Annotated in this window: 25 protein-coding genes and 1 tRNA gene; 8 read left to right on the plus strand and 18 right to left on the minus strand. The window is 53.9% G+C overall.

The window, feature by feature from the left end:
• Positions 1-28: 28 nt before the first annotated feature.
• The 9 genes from ccmI to ccmA are packed head-to-tail and all read right to left on the minus strand — an operon-like array spanning position 29 to position 6,983.
• Positions 29-1,240: a c-type cytochrome biogenesis protein CcmI gene (gene ccmI, locus LBW88_RS08405; RefSeq protein ID WP_224930890.1), complete on the minus strand. Its 1,212-nt coding sequence runs from the start codon at positions 1,238-1,240 to the stop codon at positions 29-31.
• Positions 1,240-1,695 carry a cytochrome c-type biogenesis protein gene (locus LBW88_RS08410; protein ID WP_224930887.1) on the minus strand — a complete coding sequence of 152 codons (456 nt, stop codon included), beginning with the start codon at positions 1,693-1,695 and terminating at the stop codon, positions 1,240-1,242. Before LBW88_RS08410 ends, ccmI begins: the two co-directional genes overlap by 1 nt.
• A complete protein-coding gene (locus LBW88_RS08415; RefSeq protein WP_200539194.1) occupies positions 1,692-2,249 on the minus strand; it encodes a DsbE family thiol:disulfide interchange protein in 558 nt (185 codons plus the stop codon). Before LBW88_RS08415 ends, LBW88_RS08410 begins: the two co-directional genes overlap by 4 nt.
• A complete protein-coding gene (locus LBW88_RS08420; protein WP_224930885.1) occupies positions 2,246-4,204 on the minus strand; it encodes a heme lyase CcmF/NrfE family subunit in 1,959 nt (652 codons plus the stop codon). The genes LBW88_RS08415 and LBW88_RS08420 overlap by 4 nt, the downstream gene beginning before the upstream one ends.
• On the minus strand, positions 4,201-4,686 hold the full coding sequence (ccmE, locus tag LBW88_RS08425) for a cytochrome c maturation protein CcmE (RefSeq protein WP_224930882.1): 486 nt from the start codon (positions 4,684-4,686) through the stop codon (positions 4,201-4,203). The genes LBW88_RS08420 and ccmE overlap by 4 nt, the downstream gene beginning before the upstream one ends.
• Positions 4,683-4,916: a heme exporter protein CcmD gene (gene ccmD, locus LBW88_RS08430; protein ID WP_224930879.1), complete on the minus strand. Its 234-nt coding sequence runs from the start codon at positions 4,914-4,916 to the stop codon at positions 4,683-4,685. Before ccmD ends, ccmE begins: the two co-directional genes overlap by 4 nt.
• Positions 4,913-5,653: a heme ABC transporter permease gene (locus tag LBW88_RS08435; protein WP_224930875.1), complete on the minus strand. Its 741-nt coding sequence runs from the start codon at positions 5,651-5,653 to the stop codon at positions 4,913-4,915. Before LBW88_RS08435 ends, ccmD begins: the two co-directional genes overlap by 4 nt.
• Before the next feature lie 56 nt (positions 5,654-5,709).
• Positions 5,710-6,369, minus strand: coding sequence for a heme exporter protein CcmB (ccmB, locus tag LBW88_RS08440; RefSeq protein WP_100701161.1), 660 nt, complete (start codon positions 6,367-6,369; stop codon positions 5,710-5,712).
• Positions 6,369-6,983: a cytochrome c biogenesis heme-transporting ATPase CcmA gene (gene ccmA / locus LBW88_RS08445; RefSeq protein WP_224930872.1), complete on the minus strand. Its 615-nt coding sequence runs from the start codon at positions 6,981-6,983 to the stop codon at positions 6,369-6,371. The genes ccmB and ccmA overlap by 1 nt, the downstream gene beginning before the upstream one ends.
• Positions 6,984-7,227: 244 nt before the next feature.
• On the opposite strand from ccmA, the gene LBW88_RS08450 reads away from it, so the two are divergent.
• Together LBW88_RS08450 and LBW88_RS08455 are read left to right on the plus strand one after the other, a co-directional pair.
• On the plus strand, positions 7,228-8,148 hold the full coding sequence (locus tag LBW88_RS08450) for a formate/nitrite transporter family protein (RefSeq protein ID WP_224930868.1): 921 nt from the start codon (positions 7,228-7,230) through the stop codon (positions 8,146-8,148).
• An 86-nt stretch (positions 8,149-8,234) separates the two neighbouring features.
• Positions 8,235-8,309, plus strand: a tRNA-Arg gene (locus LBW88_RS08455).
• A 130-nt stretch (positions 8,310-8,439) separates the two neighbouring features.
• Here the strand turns inward: LBW88_RS08455 and LBW88_RS08460 are convergent.
• Complete coding sequence (locus tag LBW88_RS08460) at positions 8,440-8,718, minus strand: hypothetical protein (protein ID WP_224930865.1); 279 nt, start codon at positions 8,716-8,718, stop codon at positions 8,440-8,442.
• A 169-nt stretch (positions 8,719-8,887) separates the two neighbouring features.
• The gene (locus LBW88_RS08465) at positions 8,888-9,763 is read right to left on the minus strand and encodes a helix-turn-helix domain-containing protein (protein WP_224930862.1); all 876 of its coding nucleotides are present in this window, start codon (positions 9,761-9,763) and stop codon (positions 8,888-8,890) included.
• Positions 9,764-9,945: 182 nt separating this feature from the next.
• On the opposite strand from LBW88_RS08465, the gene LBW88_RS08470 reads away from it, so the two are divergent.
• Complete coding sequence (locus tag LBW88_RS08470; protein WP_224930859.1) at positions 9,946-10,845, plus strand: DMT family transporter; 900 nt, start codon at positions 9,946-9,948, stop codon at positions 10,843-10,845.
• A 37-nt stretch (positions 10,846-10,882) separates the two neighbouring features.
• Here LBW88_RS08470 and LBW88_RS08475 read toward each other — a convergent pair whose 3' ends face one another.
• Positions 10,883-11,122, minus strand: a complete 240-nt coding sequence (locus LBW88_RS08475; RefSeq protein ID WP_034825199.1) for a hypothetical protein — start codon at positions 11,120-11,122, stop codon at positions 10,883-10,885.
• A gap of 265 nt (positions 11,123-11,387) precedes the next feature.
• On the opposite strand from LBW88_RS08475, the gene LBW88_RS08480 reads away from it, so the two are divergent.
• Together LBW88_RS08480 and LBW88_RS08485 are read left to right on the plus strand one after the other, a co-directional pair.
• The gene (locus tag LBW88_RS08480; protein WP_224930856.1) at positions 11,388-12,605 is read left to right on the plus strand and encodes an MFS transporter; all 1,218 of its coding nucleotides are present in this window, start codon (positions 11,388-11,390) and stop codon (positions 12,603-12,605) included.
• Between the two features lie 284 nt (positions 12,606-12,889).
• Positions 12,890-13,039: a hypothetical protein gene (locus LBW88_RS08485; protein WP_224930853.1), complete on the plus strand. Its 150-nt coding sequence runs from the start codon at positions 12,890-12,892 to the stop codon at positions 13,037-13,039.
• A gap of 67 nt (positions 13,040-13,106) precedes the next feature.
• On the opposite strand, the gene LBW88_RS08490 is transcribed toward LBW88_RS08485, so the two are convergent.
• From LBW88_RS08490 to LBW88_RS08505, 4 genes are all read right to left on the minus strand, one after another.
• Entirely contained in the window at positions 13,107-13,388 is a 282-nt protein-coding gene (locus tag LBW88_RS08490) for a membrane lipoprotein lipid attachment site-containing protein (RefSeq protein ID WP_058959043.1), read from the minus strand.
• A 256-nt stretch (positions 13,389-13,644) separates the two neighbouring features.
• Complete coding sequence (locus tag LBW88_RS08495; protein ID WP_224930851.1) at positions 13,645-14,448, minus strand: hypothetical protein; 804 nt, start codon at positions 14,446-14,448, stop codon at positions 13,645-13,647.
• Positions 14,449-14,457: 9 nt separating this feature from the next.
• Entirely contained in the window at positions 14,458-14,910 is a 453-nt protein-coding gene (locus tag LBW88_RS08500) for a universal stress protein (RefSeq protein ID WP_224930848.1), read from the minus strand.
• A 7-nt stretch (positions 14,911-14,917) separates the two neighbouring features.
• On the minus strand, positions 14,918-15,703 hold the full coding sequence (locus tag LBW88_RS08505; RefSeq protein WP_224930845.1) for an IclR family transcriptional regulator: 786 nt from the start codon (positions 15,701-15,703) through the stop codon (positions 14,918-14,920).
• A gap of 150 nt (positions 15,704-15,853) precedes the next feature.
• Between LBW88_RS08505 and LBW88_RS08510 the strand changes: the two genes are divergently transcribed.
• The 3 genes from LBW88_RS08510 to ypdK all read left to right on the plus strand — a co-directional run bounded on the left by LBW88_RS08510 (position 15,854) and on the right by ypdK (position 18,766).
• Entirely contained in the window at positions 15,854-17,455 is a 1,602-nt protein-coding gene (locus LBW88_RS08510) for an MFS transporter (protein WP_224930843.1), read from the plus strand.
• A gap of 5 nt (positions 17,456-17,460) precedes the next feature.
• Positions 17,461-18,489: an HlyD family secretion protein gene (locus tag LBW88_RS08515; RefSeq protein ID WP_224930840.1), complete on the plus strand. Its 1,029-nt coding sequence runs from the start codon at positions 17,461-17,463 to the stop codon at positions 18,487-18,489.
• Positions 18,490-18,691: 202 nt separating this feature from the next.
• Positions 18,692-18,766 carry a membrane protein YpdK gene (gene ypdK / locus LBW88_RS26540; RefSeq protein ID WP_100701370.1) on the plus strand — a complete coding sequence of 25 codons (75 nt, stop codon included), beginning with the start codon at positions 18,692-18,694 and terminating at the stop codon, positions 18,764-18,766.
• 41 nt (positions 18,767-18,807) lie between these two features.
• Here the strand turns inward: ypdK and alaC are convergent, their stop codons facing one another.
• Both alaC and LBW88_RS08530 read right to left on the minus strand, forming a co-directional pair.
• A complete protein-coding gene (gene alaC / locus LBW88_RS08525) occupies positions 18,808-20,043 on the minus strand; it encodes an alanine transaminase (protein WP_224930837.1) in 1,236 nt (411 codons plus the stop codon).
• Between the two features lie 118 nt (positions 20,044-20,161).
• Positions 20,162-20,686, minus strand: a complete 525-nt coding sequence (locus tag LBW88_RS08530) for a GNAT family N-acetyltransferase (protein WP_224930834.1) — start codon at positions 20,684-20,686, stop codon at positions 20,162-20,164.
• Between the last annotated feature and the right edge of the window lie 171 nt (positions 20,687-20,857).

The raw sequence follows: 20,857 nt of genomic DNA on the forward strand, positions 1-20,857 counted from the left end.
TCCCTGTGCGGTTGAAATAGGTATCGCTTCAGGGCTGCTGTTGATTAATCTCCACAGCCAGTTGCTGATGACCATCCCAGGGGGTAACCGCGCTCAAGCCAAACCAGTCACCCGACTGAGGATTGGCGCTACCATCGCGCGAAATACGCACCCTGACCTGCACCTGATGCTGCGCCGAAAGCAGTCGGTCTGGCATCATGGCATTACTGTCATCCAGCGTGAGCGATAACGGGAAGTGGCTCAGCGGTAAACGCTTCACAGCCACAGGCACCGGTGAAGCACCGTCAGACACAGAAATATACAACACTCCGCCTTGCGGTAACATTTTTTCTGCCTGCGGAGCTAAACCCACCGTCAATGCCAGATGACTATTTTGCTGTCCCGCGTCAGTTTTCGCTTGTTCAATGCTGCGCTCTATCATGGTAATACGCTTGTCACCCGCCGGTAATAGCTTCAGCATCACCTGCCAGGCGCCAATCGCTTGATCGTACTGCTGCTGTTCAAAAGCATTAAATGCTAACAAGCTCAGCGTGCGCACGTTGCTGTGGTCGCGTTTCAACAGATCTTTCAGCATCACATTGGCCTGGCGATTGTCCTGCGGATCGCTGGATCGCGTGAGCACTTCGGCATAATCCTGCTGCAACTCCAGATTGTTCGGCGCCAGTTGCAGCGCACGTTCGAATGCCTGGCTGGCATTAGTGGCGTTGTTCAGCACCATGCCCAGGCGGCCCAGCATCGTCCAGTCATTAAGGTTCTGCGGATCGTCTTGCAAAGAAGTGCGCAACCCTAATTGTAGGCGAGCCAGCTCTTCCATGGTTAACGGTGCTGCTTTGGGATCCATCACGCGGGCACGCAGTTGAGGATACTCCTGCTGCACGCTGACCCAACCCGCCAGTTGCGCCAGGCCACCGGTTTTCAGGTAAAAACCCACTGATACCAGAATCAATACAATCAGTCCCGGCAGCAGCACCCAACGGCTACTGTTATGGATGCGAGCCGCGTGCTCGTTCGGCACATCGGTGAGCAGCGTTTGTTGCAGTTCACGCACCATCTCCGGGCGCTCTGCAACCACGCCTTCCTCTTCATCACGCGCTAATTCGCGCAGGCGCTGCTGGTAGAAATCGGTATTCAGACGATCGCGATCGCCGCTAGTGGCTTGACGTTGACGCCAGCCTGCACTGAGAAACAGCGCCGAGGCCGCCACCAGCAAAATAATCAGGGTAATCCAGAATCCAGTCATTACGGCTTCCCGTCACGCTTTAAAATTGCCGCAAGGCGTTGTTGTTCATCGTCGTCAAGATCGCTACGGGCTTTCCCCCGGCGATTGCGCAGAATAATAATCAGCGCACCGAGCACCACGAACAGCGCGGGCCCAACCCATAGGATCAGCGTTGAAGGCGTCACCGGCGGTTCATAGGTCACGAAGTTGCCGTAGCGCGCCACCATATAATCGATGATCTGCTGGCGACTCTGGCCCTGCTTCATCAACTCATACACTTTCAGGCGCATGTCCGCAGCGATCATTGCGTTGGAGTCGGCAATGCTGTTGTTCTGACACTTAGGGCAGCGCAGTGAGCCGGTGAGATCGCGGTATTGCTCTTCCTGCTGCACCGAATCGAACTGATAGGTATCGATGGCTGCCCACAGGCTGGTGCTGAGCAGAATACCCGCCACTAACAAAAGCAGTCGTTTCACGCGCCCGCCCCTTTACTGTATTTGTCCCACAACGGTTTCACTTCTTCGTTCCACACACGGTCATTCATATCGCCCGCGTGGCGATAACGAATAATGCCATGGCCGTCGATCAGGAAGGTTTCCGGTGCACCGTAGACGCCGAGATCCAGACCTAACATGCCGTCACCGTCATACAGGCTTAGCGCGTAAGGGTTGCCCAGCGTGTTCAGCCAGGTGACCGCTTTGGTGCGATCGTCTTTGTAGTTCAGGCCAACCACGCGGATGCCTTTCTCAGCCAGCGTGTTGAGATATTGATGCTCTGCACGGCAGGTCGGACACCAGGTGGCCCAGACATTCAGCAAAATCGGCTTACCATCGTTCAGCACCTGCTGATCGTAGATTTTGCCCGGCTTATCGAGCGCTTCCAGTTTGAATACCGGCACCGGCTTACCAATCAATGCCGATTCCAGACGCGTCGGATCGTCACCGTTGGCGTTGCGTGACAGCTGCGACAACAGCGCCGCCGCCAGCAGTAAAAACAGCACTAACGGGATGAACAGGATCTTCTTACTCATACCAGTTCCTCCTGCTGCGCTTTTTTACGCGAGCGGTAACGTGGATCCAGCAAACACAGCAGGCCGCCGAACGCCATAAACACGCCACCGAACCAGATCCAGCGCACAAACGGTTTGTAATAGATGCGCACTGCCCATGAACCGTCATCCAGTTCTTCGCCGAGTGCCGCATAGAGATCGCGAGTGAAACCCCCGCTGATCGCCGCTTCAGTCATCATGGTACGTGCCGCAGTGTAGAAGCGTTTCTCCGCATGCAGCACAGCTTCAAACTTGCCGTCGCGCGTGACGTCAATAATCGCCACACCGCCGCTGTAGTTCGGCCCTTGCAGGTTGTGTACATCGCGGAAGATAAAGTGATAGTTGTGGATATCCACGGTATCGCCCGACTTCATGCGCACATCACGTTCGACGCTGTACTGCGTGCTGAAGGCGATGCCCACCACCGTCACGGCTACGCCTAAATGGCCCAGCACCATTCCCCAATGGCTGCGCGTTAAATGGCGCAGACCTTTGAAGAAGCTATGGCGATGAGTGGCGCGTTCATGCAGTTCCATCAACGTCAGCAGAATGACCCAGATCGCCATCAGCAGGCCAATCACCGTCATCGCTTCAATGCGATCCTGCAGTAGCCACGGCAGCGCGATCGACAGGATCAAGGTCACCAGTAAACCGACACCCAGGCGTTTCCACAACTTCTGCGGCTCATCGCGACGCCAGCGCACCAGCGGACCAATGCCGAGCATCAGCGCGAACGGTGCCATCAGCCAGGTAAACATGGTGTTGAAGAACGGTTCGCCGACAGAAATGCTGCCCAAACCAAGCTGCTTGTGCACCAGCGGTAACAGCGTACCCAGCAGTACCACCAGCATGGCGGCAATCAACAGCACGTTATTGCCCAACAGGAAGGATTCACGTGACCAGGCTTCGCTCTGCACGCGGCTACGCACCTTGCCGCCTTTAATCGCATAAAGCAGCAGTGAACTGCCAATCACGATCACCAGGAAGGCGAGAATAAACATGCCACGCGCCGGATCGGAGGCAAACGAGTGCACCGATACCAGTACGCCAGAACGCACCAGGAAGGTGCCCAACAGGCTTAATGAAAATGCCGTGATCGCCAGCAGCACCGTCCAGGATTTGAAGCTGCCGCGTTTTTCCGTTACCGCCAGCGAGTGCATCAACGCCGTACCGGCCAGCCATGGCATGAAGGAGGCATTCTCTACCGGATCCCAGAACCACCAGCCGCCCCAGCCAAGTTCGTAATAGGCCCACGCCGAACCAAGTACGATCCCAATCGTCAGGAAAACCCAGGCCGCCGTAGTCCACGGGCGTGACCAGCGCGCCCATGCGGTATCGAGACGCCCAGCCATCAATGAAGCGATAGCAAACGCAAAGGCCACAGAGAAACCGACATAACCCATATAGAGCAGTGGCGGATGGAAAATCAGGCCGATATCCTGCAGCATCGGATTGAGGTCGCTGCCATCAACCGGGAAGTTTGGCAGGGTTCGGGTAAACGGATTAGAGGTCAGCGTAATAAACAGCAGGAAGCCGAGATTGATCATCCCCATCACAGACAGTACGCGCGCCAGCGCATCCTGCGGCATACCACGACTGAAAATCGCGACCGCTACCGTCCAGGTGCTGAGCAACAACACCCACAGCAGCAGTGAACCTTCATGCGCGCCCCAGGTGGCTGCGATGCGGTAGTAAACCGGCAGCAAGGTGTTGGAGTTGGTGGCGACATAGGCCACGCTGAAATCATTAACGATAAATGCATGCACTAATAACACGAAGGCGGCAACGATACAGGCGAACATGCCCCACGCCAGCGGGCGCGCCATCGCCATGAGACGTGCATCCTGGCGCGTTGCGCCCCACAATGGATAAATACTTAATAGCAGCGCGAGTCCCAGCGCCAGGCAGAGCAGAAAGCTGCCAATTTCCGGCATCATGATTGAGCACCTGCCTGCTGATAAGTCGCTGCAGGTCCTGTGTGGTTTTTCTTCATCGCATCTTCAATTTCTGGCGGCGTGTATTTTTCGTCATGTTTTGCCAGCACTTCTTTGGCATTAACCAGGTGGCCATCTTCCAGCACGCCCTGCGCCACGACGCCCTGCCCTTCGCGGAACAGGTCCGGCAAGATGCCTTCGTAACTCACGCTGATCACGCCATTGGCGTCATACAGTTTGAAAGAGACCGCGAGGGTTTTCGGATCGCGCTTCACGCTGCCCGGCATCACCATGCCGCCGACGCGCAGGCGCTGACCGGTTTCCGGCATCTGGTGCGCCTCACCTTTGCCGTACAAAATTTCACTCGGGGTATAAAACAGATCGATGTTGGAACGCAGCGCGTACATCACTAGCGTCGTGGCCAGGCCTAAGCCCACCAGGATCGCTACCACCACATACAGGCGGTTACGACGGCGGATATTCACACGGATTCTCCTGCTGCTTCACCGGCAGCTTTTTTCGACTTGGCCGCGCGGATGCGGCGCTCCCTGGATTGACGCTGGCGAATTTCAGCCAGCAAACGGCGCCGGAACAACACAGTGTGCAGCACCAGTCCGAACAAAGGGATTAAGGTGAGGATAACGGCGAGCCAGACATAAAAGGCATAACCGCCCATAGCGAAGAAATCGCTCCAGGATGAGAAGGCTGGCGTCATGCTTTGCGCCCTCCCTGAGCCACATCAATCGCCCATGGACGATGACGCTCGCTGAATAGGATCAGATTACGCAGGCGCATCAGCGTCAGCGCCCCAAACACCAGCAGATAACCAAGGATGGCCCAACGCAGCGGGGTCCGCATGCTTGGCGCAATCGCCTGCTGCAGAATGCCGGACGATCCCTGATGCAGCGTGTTCCACCACTGCACTGAGAAGTGAATAATCGGTAGATTCACCACGCCAACCAAAATCAGGATGCCGGCAGCGCGACCGGCGGTGCGGCGATCTTCAAACGAGTGATAGAGCGCGATCACGCCCATATAGATGAACAGCAGCACCAGCTCCGATGTCAGGCGGGCATCCCAAATCCACCAGGTGCCCCACATTGGCTTGCCCCACGCGGAGCCGGTGATCAGCGCGATAAAGGTAAACACCGCGCCAATGGGCGCCATCGCTGCCGAAACTAAATCCGCCATCTTCATCTGCCACACCAGGCCGATAAACGCGGCAATCGCCATGGAAGCGTAAACGCCCATTGACCACATCGCTGCTGGCACGTGAATGTACATAATACGGAAGCTGTTGCCTTGCTGATAATCAGCCGGTGCAAAGCCGAAGCCCCACACCCAACCGAGCAGCAGCGTTGCCACGCCAAGCACGGCGAACCACGGAATTAAGCGACCGCATAGCTGGTAAAGCCGCTCAGGCTTTGCCCACTGATGTAACCATTTCCACATTTGCATAGCTCACAATAAAAAGAATTCGGATTCCGGCTGCTCTGGGGCAGCACGGATTAATGCAGACTAATGCGCAAAGCCGCAGCAGTTGCGAACGGCGAAAGTGTTGCGCTCACTGCCAGCATCGCGCCAAGAATTGCCAGATAGCCTCCGATCGGCAATCCCTGACCGGCGGCATCAATCGCCGCGCTGGCAAAGATCAGAACAGGTATCGACAACGGCAATACCAGTAAACTCAGAAGTACGCCGCCACGCCGCAGCCCGACGGTCAGACCGGTGCCAATCGCACCAAGAAAGCTCAAGGTTGGCGTACCGAGCAACAGCGTCAGCGCCATCGCACGCCAGCCGGGAAAATCCAGTGACAGCAGGAGTGCCGCCAGCGGCGACAGCAAAATCAGTGGCAGACCAGTGATCAACCAGTGGGCAATCACTTTTCCCAGCACCGTCACGGGTAATGGCGTGGGCAGTAAAAGTAGTTGCTCCAGAGAACCATCCAGAAAATCGTCACGAAACAGACGTTCCAGAGCCAGCAAAGAGGCTAATAACGCGGCGACCCACGCAATCCCCGGCGCAATGCGCGCCAGCTGTTGGGGATCCGGCCCGATACCTAACGGAAACAGCGTGATAACAATCAGGAAAAACCACAGCGGATTAATCACCTCGGCACCACTACGGAAGGCAATTTTCAATTCGCGCTGAATCACCCGACCTAACATTATGCCCACTCCGACGTCAGACGAATTTTGCGCACGCGGCCACCCTCACCGGGCAAATCCTGATGGGTGGTCAAAATCACTGCGCCTCCGTTATCGGCATGTTCAGCGAAACGCGCCATTAATTTTTCCACGCCGCCTTTATCAATCGCCGTGAGCGGTTCATCCAGGATCCAGATCTTTGCCGGGCTGAGCCACAGGCGAGCAAGGGCCACGCGTCGTTGCTGTCCTGCGGACAATTGCGCAACGGGCACCTCTTCATAACCCAGCAAATTAACCTGCTCAAGTGCGTCGAAAATCACTTCTTCATCACGATCGCCGTGCCAAAAATGCAGGTTTTCCAGTGGTGAGAGTACCGACTTCACGCCAGGATGATGGCCGAGATAGAGCAAGTTTTGGTGCCATATTTCGCGCTGCTGTCGAACCGGCTGCGATTGCCACATCACTTCGCCCTCTTCTGCCCGGCTTAATCCGGCCAGCAAGCGCAGCAGTGAGGTTTTGCCTGCCCCGTTAGGGCCTTCAATTTGCACAATGTCACCCGGTTGCACATGGAAGCTCAGCCCATGGAACAGGGTTCGCTCATCACGAACGCATGAGAGATTAATGACTTCGAGCATGAAAGAGGGAATCGCAGCAGTGAAAAGAGGCGGGGATAATACCACAATGAATCTGTGGGCCGAAGTCTGTGAGGTAGCTCTCACTTCCCCCAAAGGGGGTATTCGTGCGCATCAGATCAAGGAATTGCGCAAAAAATCGCCTCGGTTAAAATCTTGTTACTCTTAAATTGAATCTTCGTAACATTTCGCCCTTGATAAAACCGTCTACGCTTATTACGCGTTGGCATTATCACCAGGGGAAAACATGAAGCAATCACCATCCATTTCAGAACATGACAACGATGTCGAGAGCGACGAAAAAGACCAGGGTAAAGAGATAGAAGTGGATGAAGATGCCCTGCCCTCGCGGGCTGCGGCAATTCATGAAGAGATTCGCCAGGACGGGGAGAAAGAGTTAGAGCGCGATGGCATGGCGTTGCTATGGTCTGCTGTAGCTGCGGGGCTATCCATGAGCGCTTCGCTGATGGCAAAAGGGATTTTCCATGTGCATTTGGCTGACGTGCCTGGCGGTTTCCTCCTGGAGAACCTGGGTTATACCTTTGGCTTTGTCATCGTGATAATGGCCCGTCAGCAACTGTTCACAGAGAACACGGTTACTGCAGTATTACCGGTGATGCACAAACCCACTGGCGGTAATTTCATGCTGTTATTGCGCCTGTGGGGCGTGGTGCTGGCGGGGAATTTGATCGGCACGGCGCTCGGCGCATTGGCGTTTAATCATATGCCGATTTTTGACGAGGCGACGCGTCAGGCCTTCACCGTGATTAGCGAAAAGGTGATGGACAACTCCCCCAGTGAAATGTTTGCCAATGCCGTCATTTCAGGTTGGATTATCGCCACCATGGTTTGGATGTTCCCTTACGCGGGCGCGGCCAAAATCGTGGTGATTGTGATGATGACCTGGCTGGTGGCGCTGGGAGATTTGGCCCATATCGTGGTGGGTTCAGTAGAAGTGCTTTATCTGGTGTTTGCAGGCACGCTGCCCTGGCAGGAGTTTCTCTGGCCGTTTGCTTTACCTACGCTGCTGGGGAATATCACCGGCGGTACATTGATTTTTGCGTTGATCAGTCACGCACAAATTCGCAACGATATGAGTGAAGCGGCGAAGGCCAAAGCGAAGGCGGAACAGAAGCGCAAAGATAAAGCACAGAAGAAACAACAGTGAAATGTGGCACGACATTGTTGATAGATTGAGCAAACAGGATTTACACGGTTAAATTCTGCTGGTCGGTACGCTATACTGCGCGCCGCGTCTCCTTAGTTAAATGGATATAACGAGCCCCTCCTAAGGGCTAGTTGCAGGTTCGATTCCTGCAGGGGACACCATAAAGCCTTTCGTTGCCCTCCACATCCGTCCTTTAGATCCTCTTTGTATCAGGCAATCCTCAAATTAATCGCACGCAAGGATTTTCGATGAGTGGCGAAGGGATTAGCTAAACCAAAACGGCCCAAGTCTTCATGAGAAATAGAAGTGCGCAATCAACTTGTAGACTGTAGTGCCAATAGCGATTAAGGCTGGAACACCGAGTAAAACAGCCAGCTTCGCTTCAGAGATCTTTTTATCAACTGCATCTGTAGAAGGCTTTTTAGCGAGTGACTGTTTAATGCCGTCTAGTTTCTCAAGCACCGCAGCCATGTTTCTATCGATTGATTTTACATCGTCTTTTAGCTCATCGACATCACGTCTAATGTATTTGACGTCAGATTCAAGTTTTACAACGCGCATTTCCATCATTACCACTCCGCATAAGCTAAACATGTAATTATCACATAAAAAACAACATTTTAACGGAAGGTATTCTATCTAAATCTAAGAGGAAATCACCACAATTAGCTTGAGAGTGAATGAATCTGAGACGTTTCTCGCAGGTAGAAACTGGCTGTTTCAGGCGATTACAGCGGAATCAAAGCTGGTGTGAGTTTTGGCGCCATGCGGAAGGGGTGACACCATGCAGCTGTCGAAAACGGTTACTGAAGTGACTGGAAGAGTGGAAACCGCAGCGCAAGGCGATCTCGGTTAATGGCAAAGCGCTGAACTTCAGCAGTTGCAGTGCAGTGTCCATACGGCGGCGCATCACATATTGATGAGGGGCTTCGCCCACGCTACTGCGGAACATGCGGGCAAAGTGGTATTCACTCAAGGCCGCTTCTGCCGCCAGCTGTGCCAGTGTCAAAGGCTGATCCAACTGCGCATCAATAAACGCCAGTACACGTCGCAATACTGCGGGCGCTAATCCACCGCGCACCTGTGGCGCCTGCCACTGCACTTCACTGTAACGCTGCAAAAGATGCGTCATCAGCAATGTCGAAGCACTGGTCAACATCAATTGATTGGCGGGTTGCTGCCAGTCAACACTCAGCAGGAAATGTCGATAAAGCTGCGTGATGCGATCGTCGTCGGCAAAGATCTTTTCATGCAAATTAAGTTGGGCGGGACTGCGATCCCAAATCTGCTCGCCGAGATGACGCAGGTGCTCGTCAGTACAATAAAGATGTACGAACGACAAATCTGCACGTAAATCCCAGGTGGATTCAACACCGCTCGGCATCAGGCAAAAGCGATCCGGACCACCGCCATTGCGCCAACCATGCTGTGTTTTATGCCAGGTGTCATAGCCATCAGCGGTATACAGGCTTAGCGTGTGATGATCACTCAGGTTGGTGACACGATCGCCACTATTAAACCAGGCTGCCAACTTGATGCCACCCGAAAGCTGCACGCTATCGCGCAATTGCGCTTTATGGCGCTGCAGCATATCGAAGGTCTGATAATCGGGCATCAAAGGGATCCACTCACAGGTTAATAACGCACAGTTTACGGATCTCCACGGCCAGAAAACAGGCCAACACGGGACATCAGTGTAAAAAGCGCAAGATTTTGCAATTCGCGCGCAACCGCGTGCAAGCCGAAGGCCACCATTTTCGACACACTTCAGGCAATGATTTTGCTGGAGAGAATGCGATGAACATTATGTTGTACCTTGCGGTGGTGTTGATTTGGGGCACTACCTGGATTGCGATATTTCTGCAACAAGAAGCGGCTAACACGCCGGTTCTGGTAGCGGTATTCTGGCGCTTCTTGCTGGCCTCAGTACTGATGCTGGTGATCCTGAAACTGATTAAACGTCTGCGCCCGCTGGATAAGCAGGATCATCTTTTCTGCTTGCTGCAGGGCTGTTGCGTCTTTGGCTTCAATTTTGTCTGTTTCTATCATGCGGCAGCGTGGATCAGCAGTGGATTAGAGTCAGTGATCTTTTCGATGGCGGTGCTGTATAACGCGCTCAACAGCTGGATATTTTTCCGTCAGCGCCCACCGTTCCGCCTGCTGCCGGCTGCGGTACTCGGCTTAGGGGGCATTGTGGCGCTCTTTTGGCATGATATTCAGGCGGCTCACCCAGCGCCTCAACTTTTGTGGGGCGTAGGACTAAGCGCTTTGGGTACTCTCGGCTTCTCGTTTGGCAACATGATATCCACGCGCCACCAACGCCGTCAGCGTGATGTGCTCACCACCAACAGTTATGCCATGTTTTATGGCGCAATCATGATGGCAATCTTAGCGCTTCTGAACGGCGATTCACTGGCTCCCACCTTCAATCTGCAATGGCTCGGTTCAATGAGCTATCTGGCGATTTTTGGTTCAGTGTTAGGCTTTGGCGCCTATTTCACGCTGGTCGGTCGTATTGGGGCCAGCCAGGCCGCTTATAGCACACTGCTGTTCCCGCTCGTGGCGCTGACGCTGTCCACAATCTATGAGGGATATCAGTGGCACGATAATGCCATTGTGGGATTAGTGATGATTCTGATGGGGAACATGGTGATGTTTGTACGCTGGCCAACGTCACGCAAATTACGCTTAGCCTAAACAGCGAGAGCGGGCATTGCGCCCGCTCTTTGGTCCTCTAGCGCCAGCCCTGGACGCCGATATTGAGCTGGTGAGGTTTATTGATGGCTTTTCTGGCAATCCAGTAAAGCAGAACGCGTTCATCATCTCTGTCGCGATCGGCCATAGCCAGTAGTTTCAGCGACAGCGTGGATTTATTCACAGGCTGATGCTCATCGCTTAACTCGATCACCGCCTGACCGATGATGCAGCAAACTTCATCCTCGCTTGACGCGGATTCATATGCTCGGTCTGTCATATTTCCTCCTGTTAGTGAATTTTAATCCTGGCAAAGTTTTGCCATTTTGCAGCGAAATGGGCGTGCATATCACACCTGGTTACATATGTTTACCCATAGCAACCGCTGCGCTTAAATTGACAACTTTGCGGGGCAATGTCATTCATACCCGTTTTCCTGCATTTCATTCCTTCGTCCTGTCTCTTGATGCCCTGCTTCGCCCCACGCGCGCGTAAGCCGCCTATTATCGCTGCAGATTCCGCATTCCCTGAGGGGAGAGATAAAAATGAAAACAGAACTATCCGCGCAGTTGCAGCGCACTCGTATGCTTACCCTTATCGGCACCATCATTACTCAGTTTGCACTGGGTTCGGTCTATACCTGGAGCCTGTTCAACGGCCAGTTAGCGCATAAGCTGGATGCGCCCATCAGCCAGGTCGCCTTCTCGTTTGGTTTGTTGAGTTTGGGCCTGGCGATTGCATCGTCGCTGGCGGGGAAATTACAGGAGCGCTTTGGTGTGCGTAACGTCACCATCGGCGCCGGTATTCTGATGGCGATTGGCTTTTGGCTGACCGCCCATGCCGATAACCTGATGATGCTGTACCTCAGCGCCGGCATCCTGGTCGGTTTAGCGGATGGCGCAGGATACCTGATGACGCTATCAAACTGCATGAAGTGGTTCCCTGAGCGCAAAGGATTAATTTCCGCCTGCTCGATTGGCGCTTACGGCTTAGGTAGTCTCGGTTTCAAATTTATCTGTGGCGCGTTGCTGAGCACTTACGGCCTGGAGAACACCTTTATGATTTGGGGTGTGCTGGCAATGAGCATGATTATTGTGGGTGCGCTGATGATGCGTGATGCCCCTCTCCAGCAAAGCAGCGGGAACGCGAAAGTGCTGGAAAAAGATTACACGCTGGCGCAATCCGTGCGGTTACCGCAGTACTGGATGCTGGCACTGATGTTCCTCACTGCCTGCATGAGCGGTCTGTATGTGATTGGCGTAGCGAAAGACATCGGTGAAGGTATGGTTCACCTGACTACGCAAACCGCCGCTAATGCCGTAACTGTCATCGCGATTGCTAACCTGAGTGGTCGCCTGATTCTCGGCGTGCTCTCCGACAAAATGGCACGTATTCGCGTCATTTCAATGGCACAGGTTGTTTCGCTGGTGGGCATGAGCATTCTGTTGTTTACCCGAATGAATGAAACCACCTTCTTCCTGTCACTGGCCTGCGTTGCCTTTAGTTTTGGTGGCACCATCACCGTGTTCCCTTCCCTGGTCAGCGATTTCTTCGGTCTTAATAATCTGACGAAAAATTACGGATTGATTTACCTGGGATTCGGTATCGGCAGCGTGATGGGTTCGCTGGTGGCTTCCGTATTCGGTGGTTTTACCGTGACTTTCAGCTTGATCATGACACTGCTGGTGATTTCGCTGGTGCTGTCGCTCAGCATCCGTCTGCCAAATCGTCAAAACGTTGCTGAACCTTTGCTGCATAATTAATCTCAACAGATGCCGCATCACTCTGCGGCATCTTTTTTCTCCATCTTTCCTACATAATGTTTTAATAGTTGAGAATGGCTGTTATTTAGGATTGCATTTCAGAGTATTCGCGTTATTATTATCAGGCATTCGGTTTTATCTGATTGGTTTATTTCCCGCCTTGACGTTTTTAGCTTTAAATTGACATATCTGGTAATAGATCCAGAAATAACTCTACATTCACTGCATCTTCACTCCACTTTTCCCCGGTAATCTGGCTTCATTTGAAAAGAGGAGGACTCTCCATGAAAACACTTATTAAAGCTGCTTCGGTTGTTGCCATTATGACGATGTTGAGTGGTTGTATCGTTCATGACGGACATGGGCGCGGACCGGGCTGGGGCCACGGCGGTGGCTGGCATCATGACCGTGGTTATCATGGTCGCCATTGGTAGTTGGGCAAAGCACACACAGCACATAATAAAAAAATAAAAAGGGCGGGAAATTACCCCGCCCTTTCTTTTAACTTTTTACCGCGTAATTACATTGATACCAGGCTTTCTTTAATCCAGGTAGATGACTGTCCTGCGCGGGCAGCGATTCCACTTTATCAAATCCACGTTGGTTACAATAATTCGCCAGATCGATTTCCATCGCATCTTTATTCAACGTATGCGGGTCGTAACGATATTGCACGGTATTTGAGCTTTTATCTTCATCGACACGTTCAAATCCACCGGGTTTGCTGACACTACAACCGGCCAGCATAAAAAGCGCGAGCGCGCTAATAAGCATTTTTTTCATTAGGGTGTCCTCTTCCAGGCGAAGCAGTCTAAATGCCTACGCCGCACGCATCTATAGGAAACTGGCGCGAAATAGTCATTTTGATAAAGTTTTTACCAATCAAATCAATAAAACCAAACGGTTTTTCATATCACTTAACCGATGACATGATGCTTTCAGACAGCACAACGTCTGCACCACACCAGGTGATACGAGAAAAACAAACGGAAAGTGACCATTATGCCCGCGCTGAGCGGGCTTTTTTTTACGCGTAAACCTAACCGGTAAGGCTGACCATCTTACGCAAAAGGTTGGCGGACTGTTTGGCAGGCAATGCGAGAATGCCGCTGTAGAGATCAATCGACATGGCGCACATCGCGCTGCGATCAACGGCGGTATCGGCCGGCATGTTGAGTTGCTGAAGCTTATCGCCCCACTTGCCGTAAAGTTTTTCCACGACGCTTTGCAAATCACGCTGTGCGCCCTGTTGATCAACCGGTCGCTCTTCGCCCGTACTGTTTTGCAGCAGCAAATCTAACGCCTGTGCATCGCGCAGGTACAACTCCGGTGACAGCGCTTGTTGCAGATTGATGCCGCCATTCACCTGCGGATAAAGGAAGCGGAAACAGCGTTGTGGCTCCGGCTGCTGCAGTGCCTGCATCTCCTGCACTGACACACGCAAATAATTGAGCAGCGTCTCGTCATCTGCACGCGCCATACGCTGATTAACCAGATCCATCAGCCATCCACGCAACTCGCCCAGCGCCTGGTCAGCAGGCACGCCTTCCATACGCTTGTGCAGTAACTCGCGATTAAGCATTTGCCACAGGGCCGGCTCCTGTGTTTTTAACTGACGATACCCTGGTGCGAGGCTTAACTGGGTTGCCACCTCGCTTTCCAGCGCCTGTCGCTCCTGCCGTGGGTGTAACCAGCTAAACCACAGCATGTTTGCCAAAATCAACGGCAGTAAAAACAGCACCAACCCCTGCCATAAGCGGAGTGCGGTGGTGCGAATCAAAACGATGATAATCACCGCCAGCAGCGCGAACGCCGCCAGCGTGACAGGAATGAGGGAGAACATGGAGCGTGATTAATCCTTGCGAACGTCAATCAGAACCGGGCAGTTGGCGCGCTCAATCACAGCCGCACTCACCGAACCTTTAAGTAAGCGATTGAAAGGAGAAAGATGACGGCGACCGATGATGATCATGCTGGCCTTCAGTGCATTGGACTGCGCCACAATTGTTTCCGCGGCTTCACCGGCCAGAATCAGACCTTTGGCAGCCACACCAGCACGCAGTAGCGGTGCCAGTGCGTGACGCACCACCATTTCAGCTGTGTTTTGTTCATCTTTAGCCGCGACGAAATCATCCGGATCTTCGCCCGCATCGATTTCGATCGGTTGATTGCAGGATGAATAAGCGGGATCGACACAGCACAACACCGTGACCTGAGCCTGTTGCGCCAGTGCCTGTTCAATGGTTAACGCGATGACTTTTTCTGCCACCGGAGAACTATCAATGGCCATCAGCAAGGTTTTCATCAGTTGGTTATCCTTCCACAGCGGTCATTTTGCCAATTTCGCGAATCAGCGCCTCTTTGCATTTCATGATTTCATCACGATAGCGCGCTTCCTGTTTATGAAAACGCGCCGTCGGCACCAGCAGCGAAATGGAGAAGCGACCAAACAGCGTGTCAATCGCCACCGCCATGGTGGAAATTCCTTCCAGGGTTTCGCCGCGATCGACGGCCAGACCGCTGTTACGCACTTCAGCAATCAGTTCGAGCAGCTGCGGCAACGTTTTGACCGTCATTTCGGTCAGCTCTTTATAGGCTTCGCCGACCATCACCCGTACATCTTCATCGCTTTCCAGTGCCAGCAGTGCACGACCGCCAGAGGTACTGTAAAGCGGGAGATTCAGACCGATGCGCGGCACCACCCGCAATTCCCGAGATGCCACCACATAGTGAACAATCGCTAACTGCGTACCACTGGCGCGCGCCAGCGAAACCGTCTCGTTGATATCGACTGAGAGTTGTTCCAGAAATGGGCGGACGATTTCGACCACATCGCTGTGCACGCTGGAGATCAACTTGAGCAGTGCCGGCCCCAGACGTAATCCGCCCGCGCCGCTGCTGCGCACCAGTTGGGCGCTGTCCAGCGCAGCAATGATGCGTTGCACCGTTGAGCGAGGAAGATCAACCACCTGCGCGATTTCACCCAAGCTCATGCCGCCCGGGTGTTCGCCCAGCGCATTCAGAATTTTTGCCGCACGCGCGATGACCTGAATGCCACCCGCTTTTTCATCCTCACGGCTTGAGGGAAGTTCAACCATTGTGCGTTCCTTTTTGGCCTGCCCTACTTTAGCGCGAATGACCGCACTTTTACACCCTGTATCACATTGCAATACATCATACCGAGATGTAAGATGCGACATGTATCACATCGCAATACACTGCATCAATAATAATACGAGAAGCCTGCTATGAACGCCCAGCCCGTTGCGGCACCGGCACCCCATCCGTTTACTCTGCGCCTGGCGCTGGGGTTGGTTGGCGTGCTGATTGCTGCGCTCACCTCCGGACTTAACGACCGCGTGACTGACATTGCGCTGGCGGATATCCGTGCTGCCATCGGCATTAGCTACGATCAAGGCAGCTGGATCATCTCCGCTTACCAGGCGGCGGAAGTTGCCGCGATGATGATCGCACCGTGGTTTGCCGTGACCTTTTCCTTGCGCCGCTTCGCCCTCGCCGTCTCCGCTGGCTTTATGCTGTGCGGTCTGCTGCTGCCCCTGATGCCTAATGCCACGCTGTTTATTGCACTGCGCGTGATTCAGGGTCTGTTTGGCGGTGCATTACCGCCGCTGCTCATGACCGTGGCACTGCGTTTTCTGCCACCGCCGATCAAGCTTTATGGTCTTGGCGCCTATGCGCTGACGGCCACTTTTGGGCCCAATCTCGCCGCCACGCTCGCCGCTTTCTGGACCGATGAAGTGAGCTGGATGTTTGTTTTTTGGCAAGTTATCCCGCCGATGTTAATCGCCATGTTGTTGATCGGCTGGGGCTTACCCCAGGACCCACTGCGCTTCGAACGTTTTAAGCAGATAGATCTGTTTGGCATGCTGACCGGCTGTTCAGGGATGGCGCTGTTGATTCTGGCGCTGACGCAGGGCGAGCGTCTTGACTGGCTCAGTTCACCGCTGTTTGCGGCGCTATTATTAAGCGCGCTCGCATTGCTGACTGTGTTCTTTATTAATGAATGGTTTCATCCGCTGCCGCTGTTCAAACTCCAGATGCTGCGCCGTCACAATCTCGCGCACGGTTTGCTGGCGCTGGCGGGCGTGTTGATTCTGTCGCTGTCAGGATCCGCGCTGCCCTCGGCCTATCTTGGCCAGGTGGAAGGATTCCGCACGCTGCAATTCGCGCCGCTGGCGTTAACGATCGGCTTGCCGCAGTTACTGATCGCGCCACTGGTGGCAGCACTGCTCAATATCCGCTGGATTGATTGCCGCTGGATGCTGACCGCTGGCGTGACGCTGCTGGTGATTTCCTGTCTGATGGGCATGAACATTACCAGCGACTGGGCGCGACAGAATTTCTGGGTTATCCAGATTTTGCAGGCCTTCGGTCAACCGATGGTGATTCTGCCGGTATTGATGAGTGCGACGAGCGTCGTCGCGCCGCCGGAAGGCCCTTTTGCCTCCGCGATGTTCAATACGGTGCGCGGTTTCTCCAGCATTGCCGCCAGCACGTTGGTGGGGTGGTTTATCAGCCATCGGGAACAGTTTCACTCTAGCGTGCTGGTGGGCAATGCCGCCAGTCGCCCCTGGCTGATGACCGCGCCCAGCAGTGCCCAATCCAGCAGCAGCTTTCCTTTATTACCGGATGGCAGCGCCAGTAGTGCAGAGAACCTCAGCGGTTTCGCGACCCTGCTGAAGCATCAGGCGATGGTGCTGAGCCTGAGTGACTGCTACCAAATGCTGATTGGTTTCGCTGCCCTGCTTTTACTGCTGACTGTCTGGTTGCCAAAACGTGTCTGGCCGCCACAAACCCTGATTCAACCTGTTACGACGACGTCGAGATAATTGATATGCAAGCTTTTGCTTTGAAGAGAACGGTGCTGTTGAGTGCCTTGTTAATCGTGTTGCTGGCCATGGCCTTTTTTGTCTGGTCATCAATGACCGGCAACGATCACCGCACAGATGATGCTTACGTCAATGCGGATTACACCCTGGTGGCGCCGAAGGTCTCCGGCTATATCGCCAGTGTGAATGTGCAGGATAACCAGCGAGTGAAAGCAGGCGAACTGCTGGCCACACTCGACGACCGAGATTACCGTGTGGCGCTGGAAACGGCGCAGGCGAATTTGCAGGTGAGTGATGCCAAACGCCTGAGCAGTCAGGCTCAGCTGGAGCAGCAGCAATCGACGATTGATGAAGCCAAAGCGACCTTAGCGGCGAGCCAGGCGTCAGCACAATACGCCGGCCAGAGTGCCGCGCGTTATAACCAGCTGTACAAAAGCGGCACTATTGCCGCAGACGAGCAGCAGAAAGCCAGTTCTACTCAGCGTTCAGCTTCCGCTGCGGTTCGCCAGAGTGAAGCTGCACTGGCTGCGTCGATGAAACAGGTGGGTGTGCTGCAGGCAGCGGTGCGTCAGGCTGAAGCCGATGTGACGGCGGCGCAGGCCAGCGTGGATCAGGCGAAGTTGAATCTCTCATATACGCGGATTGTGGCGCCGGTGGATGGCATGGTCGGTCAGCGCTCGGTGCGATTGGGCGCCTACGTGAGTGCGGGTACTCGTTTGCTGGCGGTCGTACCACTGCAACAGACTTATATCACCGCCAACTATCTTGAAACGCAACTGGCCGACGTGCAGCCGGGACAGAGAGCGGTGGTGAGAGTCGATGCGCTGCCCGGCAAGACCTTTACCGGTCATGTTGACAGCATTGCTCCGGCCACTGGCGCGACCTTCTCCGCCATCTCTCCAGACAATGCCACGGGTAATTACACCAAGGTGGTGCAGCGTTTACCGGTGAAAATTGTGCTGGATGCCAACCAACCCGATTTGGCGCAACTGCGAGTGGGCATGTCCGCAATACCGGAAATTCAAGCCCGATGAAAATGTGAGCAATCTCTCAGAACTGGCCTATTTATTTTCGGATCGATTGCGCGTAAATTAGCGCTCGATCCTGTTCTGAGTTCGCTTGGAACCACCTGAGAAGAAAGCGTGCAGCGGTTATGAACTTCACCTTTTTCTTATTCTGTTCGGGTTACGCTGGCATGGGATCACCAGCATGGTAACCGCTCAGAGGAGTCGTTTTGTGAGATATGCTTTGATGGGAGTTTCTTTCTTCCTGTTAATCTGGGTAGGCACCTTCGTGCTGATGCTCAAATAAATCCTGCCAGGCGGGGCGACCCTCGTCGCCCCTCTTTGTATTTACTCTTCTTCTTCCAGCGCTTTTACCGTTCCCGGCAAAATACCATCCGCACGGAACATGGCTTTGATGCCACGTACCGCCTGGCGAATACGATCGCTGTTTTCAATCAGTGCAAATCGCACATGGGTGTCACCATAATCACCAAAGCCGATGCCTGGTGAGACACACACCTTGGCTTCCTGCAGCAGTAACTTCGCGAACTCCAGCGAACCGAGATGCGCATAGTGGTCGGGGATTTTGGCCCAGACATACATCGAGGCTTTTGGCAGATCCACCATCCAGCCCGCTTCATGCAGCCCTTTCACCAGCACATCGCGACGGCGTTTGTACTGCTCAGCGATATCCCGCACGCATTGCTGATCGCCTTCAAGTGCGGCAATCGCCGCAACCTGCAGCGGAGTGAAGGTGCCGTAATCGTGGTAGCTTTTGATACGTGCTAGCGCGGAGACCAACTCTTTGTTACCGACCATAAAGCCGATACGCCAGCCTGCCATGTTGTAGCTTTTTGACAGGGTGAAGAATTCTACCGCCACATCACGCGCGCCCGGCACCTGCATGATCGACGGTGCTTTCCAGCCGTCGTAGGTGATGTCGGCGTAAGCCAGATCGTGGATGACCAGCACGTTGTACTGTTTCGCCAGCGCAATGACGCGTTCGAAGAAGTCCAGCTCAACGCATTGTGCCGTCGGATTCGAAGGGAACCCGAGGATCATCATCTTCGGTTTTGGATAGCTTTCGCGGATGGCGCGTTCCAGTTCGTTGAAGAAGTCAACGCCCGCCACCAGCGGCACGGAACGCACTTGCGCACCGGCAATCACCGCGCCGTAAATATGAATCGGGTAGCTGGGGTTTGGCACCAGCACGGTGTCACCGTGATCCAGCGTGGCCAGCATCAGGTGCGCCAACCCCTCTTTGGACCCGATAGTGACGATGGCTTCTGATTCGGGATCAATCTCTACCTGATAACGATCTGCGTACCAGCGCGAGATAGCGCGACGCAGGCGAGGAATACCTTTCGAGGTGGAGTAACCGTGCGTGTCTTCGCGTTGCGCTACCTGACAGAGTTTTTCCACGATGTGTGGCGGCGTGGGGCCATCCGGGTTCCCCATCGAGAAATCGATGATGTCTTCGCCGCGCCGACGCGCAGCCATCTTCAATTCAGCGGTGATGTTAAATACATACGGGGGAAGGCGTTCAATACGCGAGAAACGACGGGGTGTGCTGTTATCAGCCATGATGTCCTCTGGTTTACGTAGGCGCCCGGACCGTCCGAGCGACGCTGGCCACTGTGGTGACCGAGGTAAGAACATAACGCGCTGATAACAGAATTGTCGAGAGCAACAGAATGTTTTTTTAATGTTGCGGATTCAGGCGACCCAGCACCCAATCGTTTACCCATTGGTCGTTTAGCAGATAATTATCCCGTAACGTGCCCTCCAACGTGAAACCATTCTTTTCCAGAATGCGCCGCGACGGCCAATTCCCCTCTATGACCAGCGCTTTGAGCTTATGAAATTCTGCCTGCAGTAAGAAGTCGCACAGTGCCTTGAGCGCTTCACTGCCGTAGCCGTTTCCGGTGTAGCGATGGCAAAGCATGTAGCCGACTTCTGCCTGACGATAAGGTTGCCACTCGGCGCTGCAACCAAACAGGCCAATGGGTTCATTGGTTTCGCGCAGACGTGCTACCAGGCAGAGCATATGGAAACTGGTGACCTGCCACGGGGCGAGGCGTTCGGTAAAGCGTTGGCGAATGTCGTTTTCGTCAGGAATTTCACTCACCCAGGTCATGGTGCCGGGATCTTCGTGTACGGCTTTGAAGATTTGCCAGTCTTCGGGTTGTAAGCGTGCCAGGGACAAGCGAGGGGTCAGTAGTTGCATTGCTGCGCTCCGCGAAATAACTCATGGCAACATAGCAAACCGAGTCATTTTCAACCAGCGTTCTGCGCAGGGATAACTAATCCTCTTTTTGTTACTCAAGTTTTCCTCTTTTTAGGGAGTTGTGAGTTGAGATTTGGGAGATAGGCGTTGGGTTTAAATTGCTGCTGGTTG

Source organism: Pantoea sp. alder81, assembly GCF_020179835.1.
Lineage (GTDB): Bacteria > Pseudomonadota > Gammaproteobacteria > Enterobacterales > Enterobacteriaceae > Pantoea.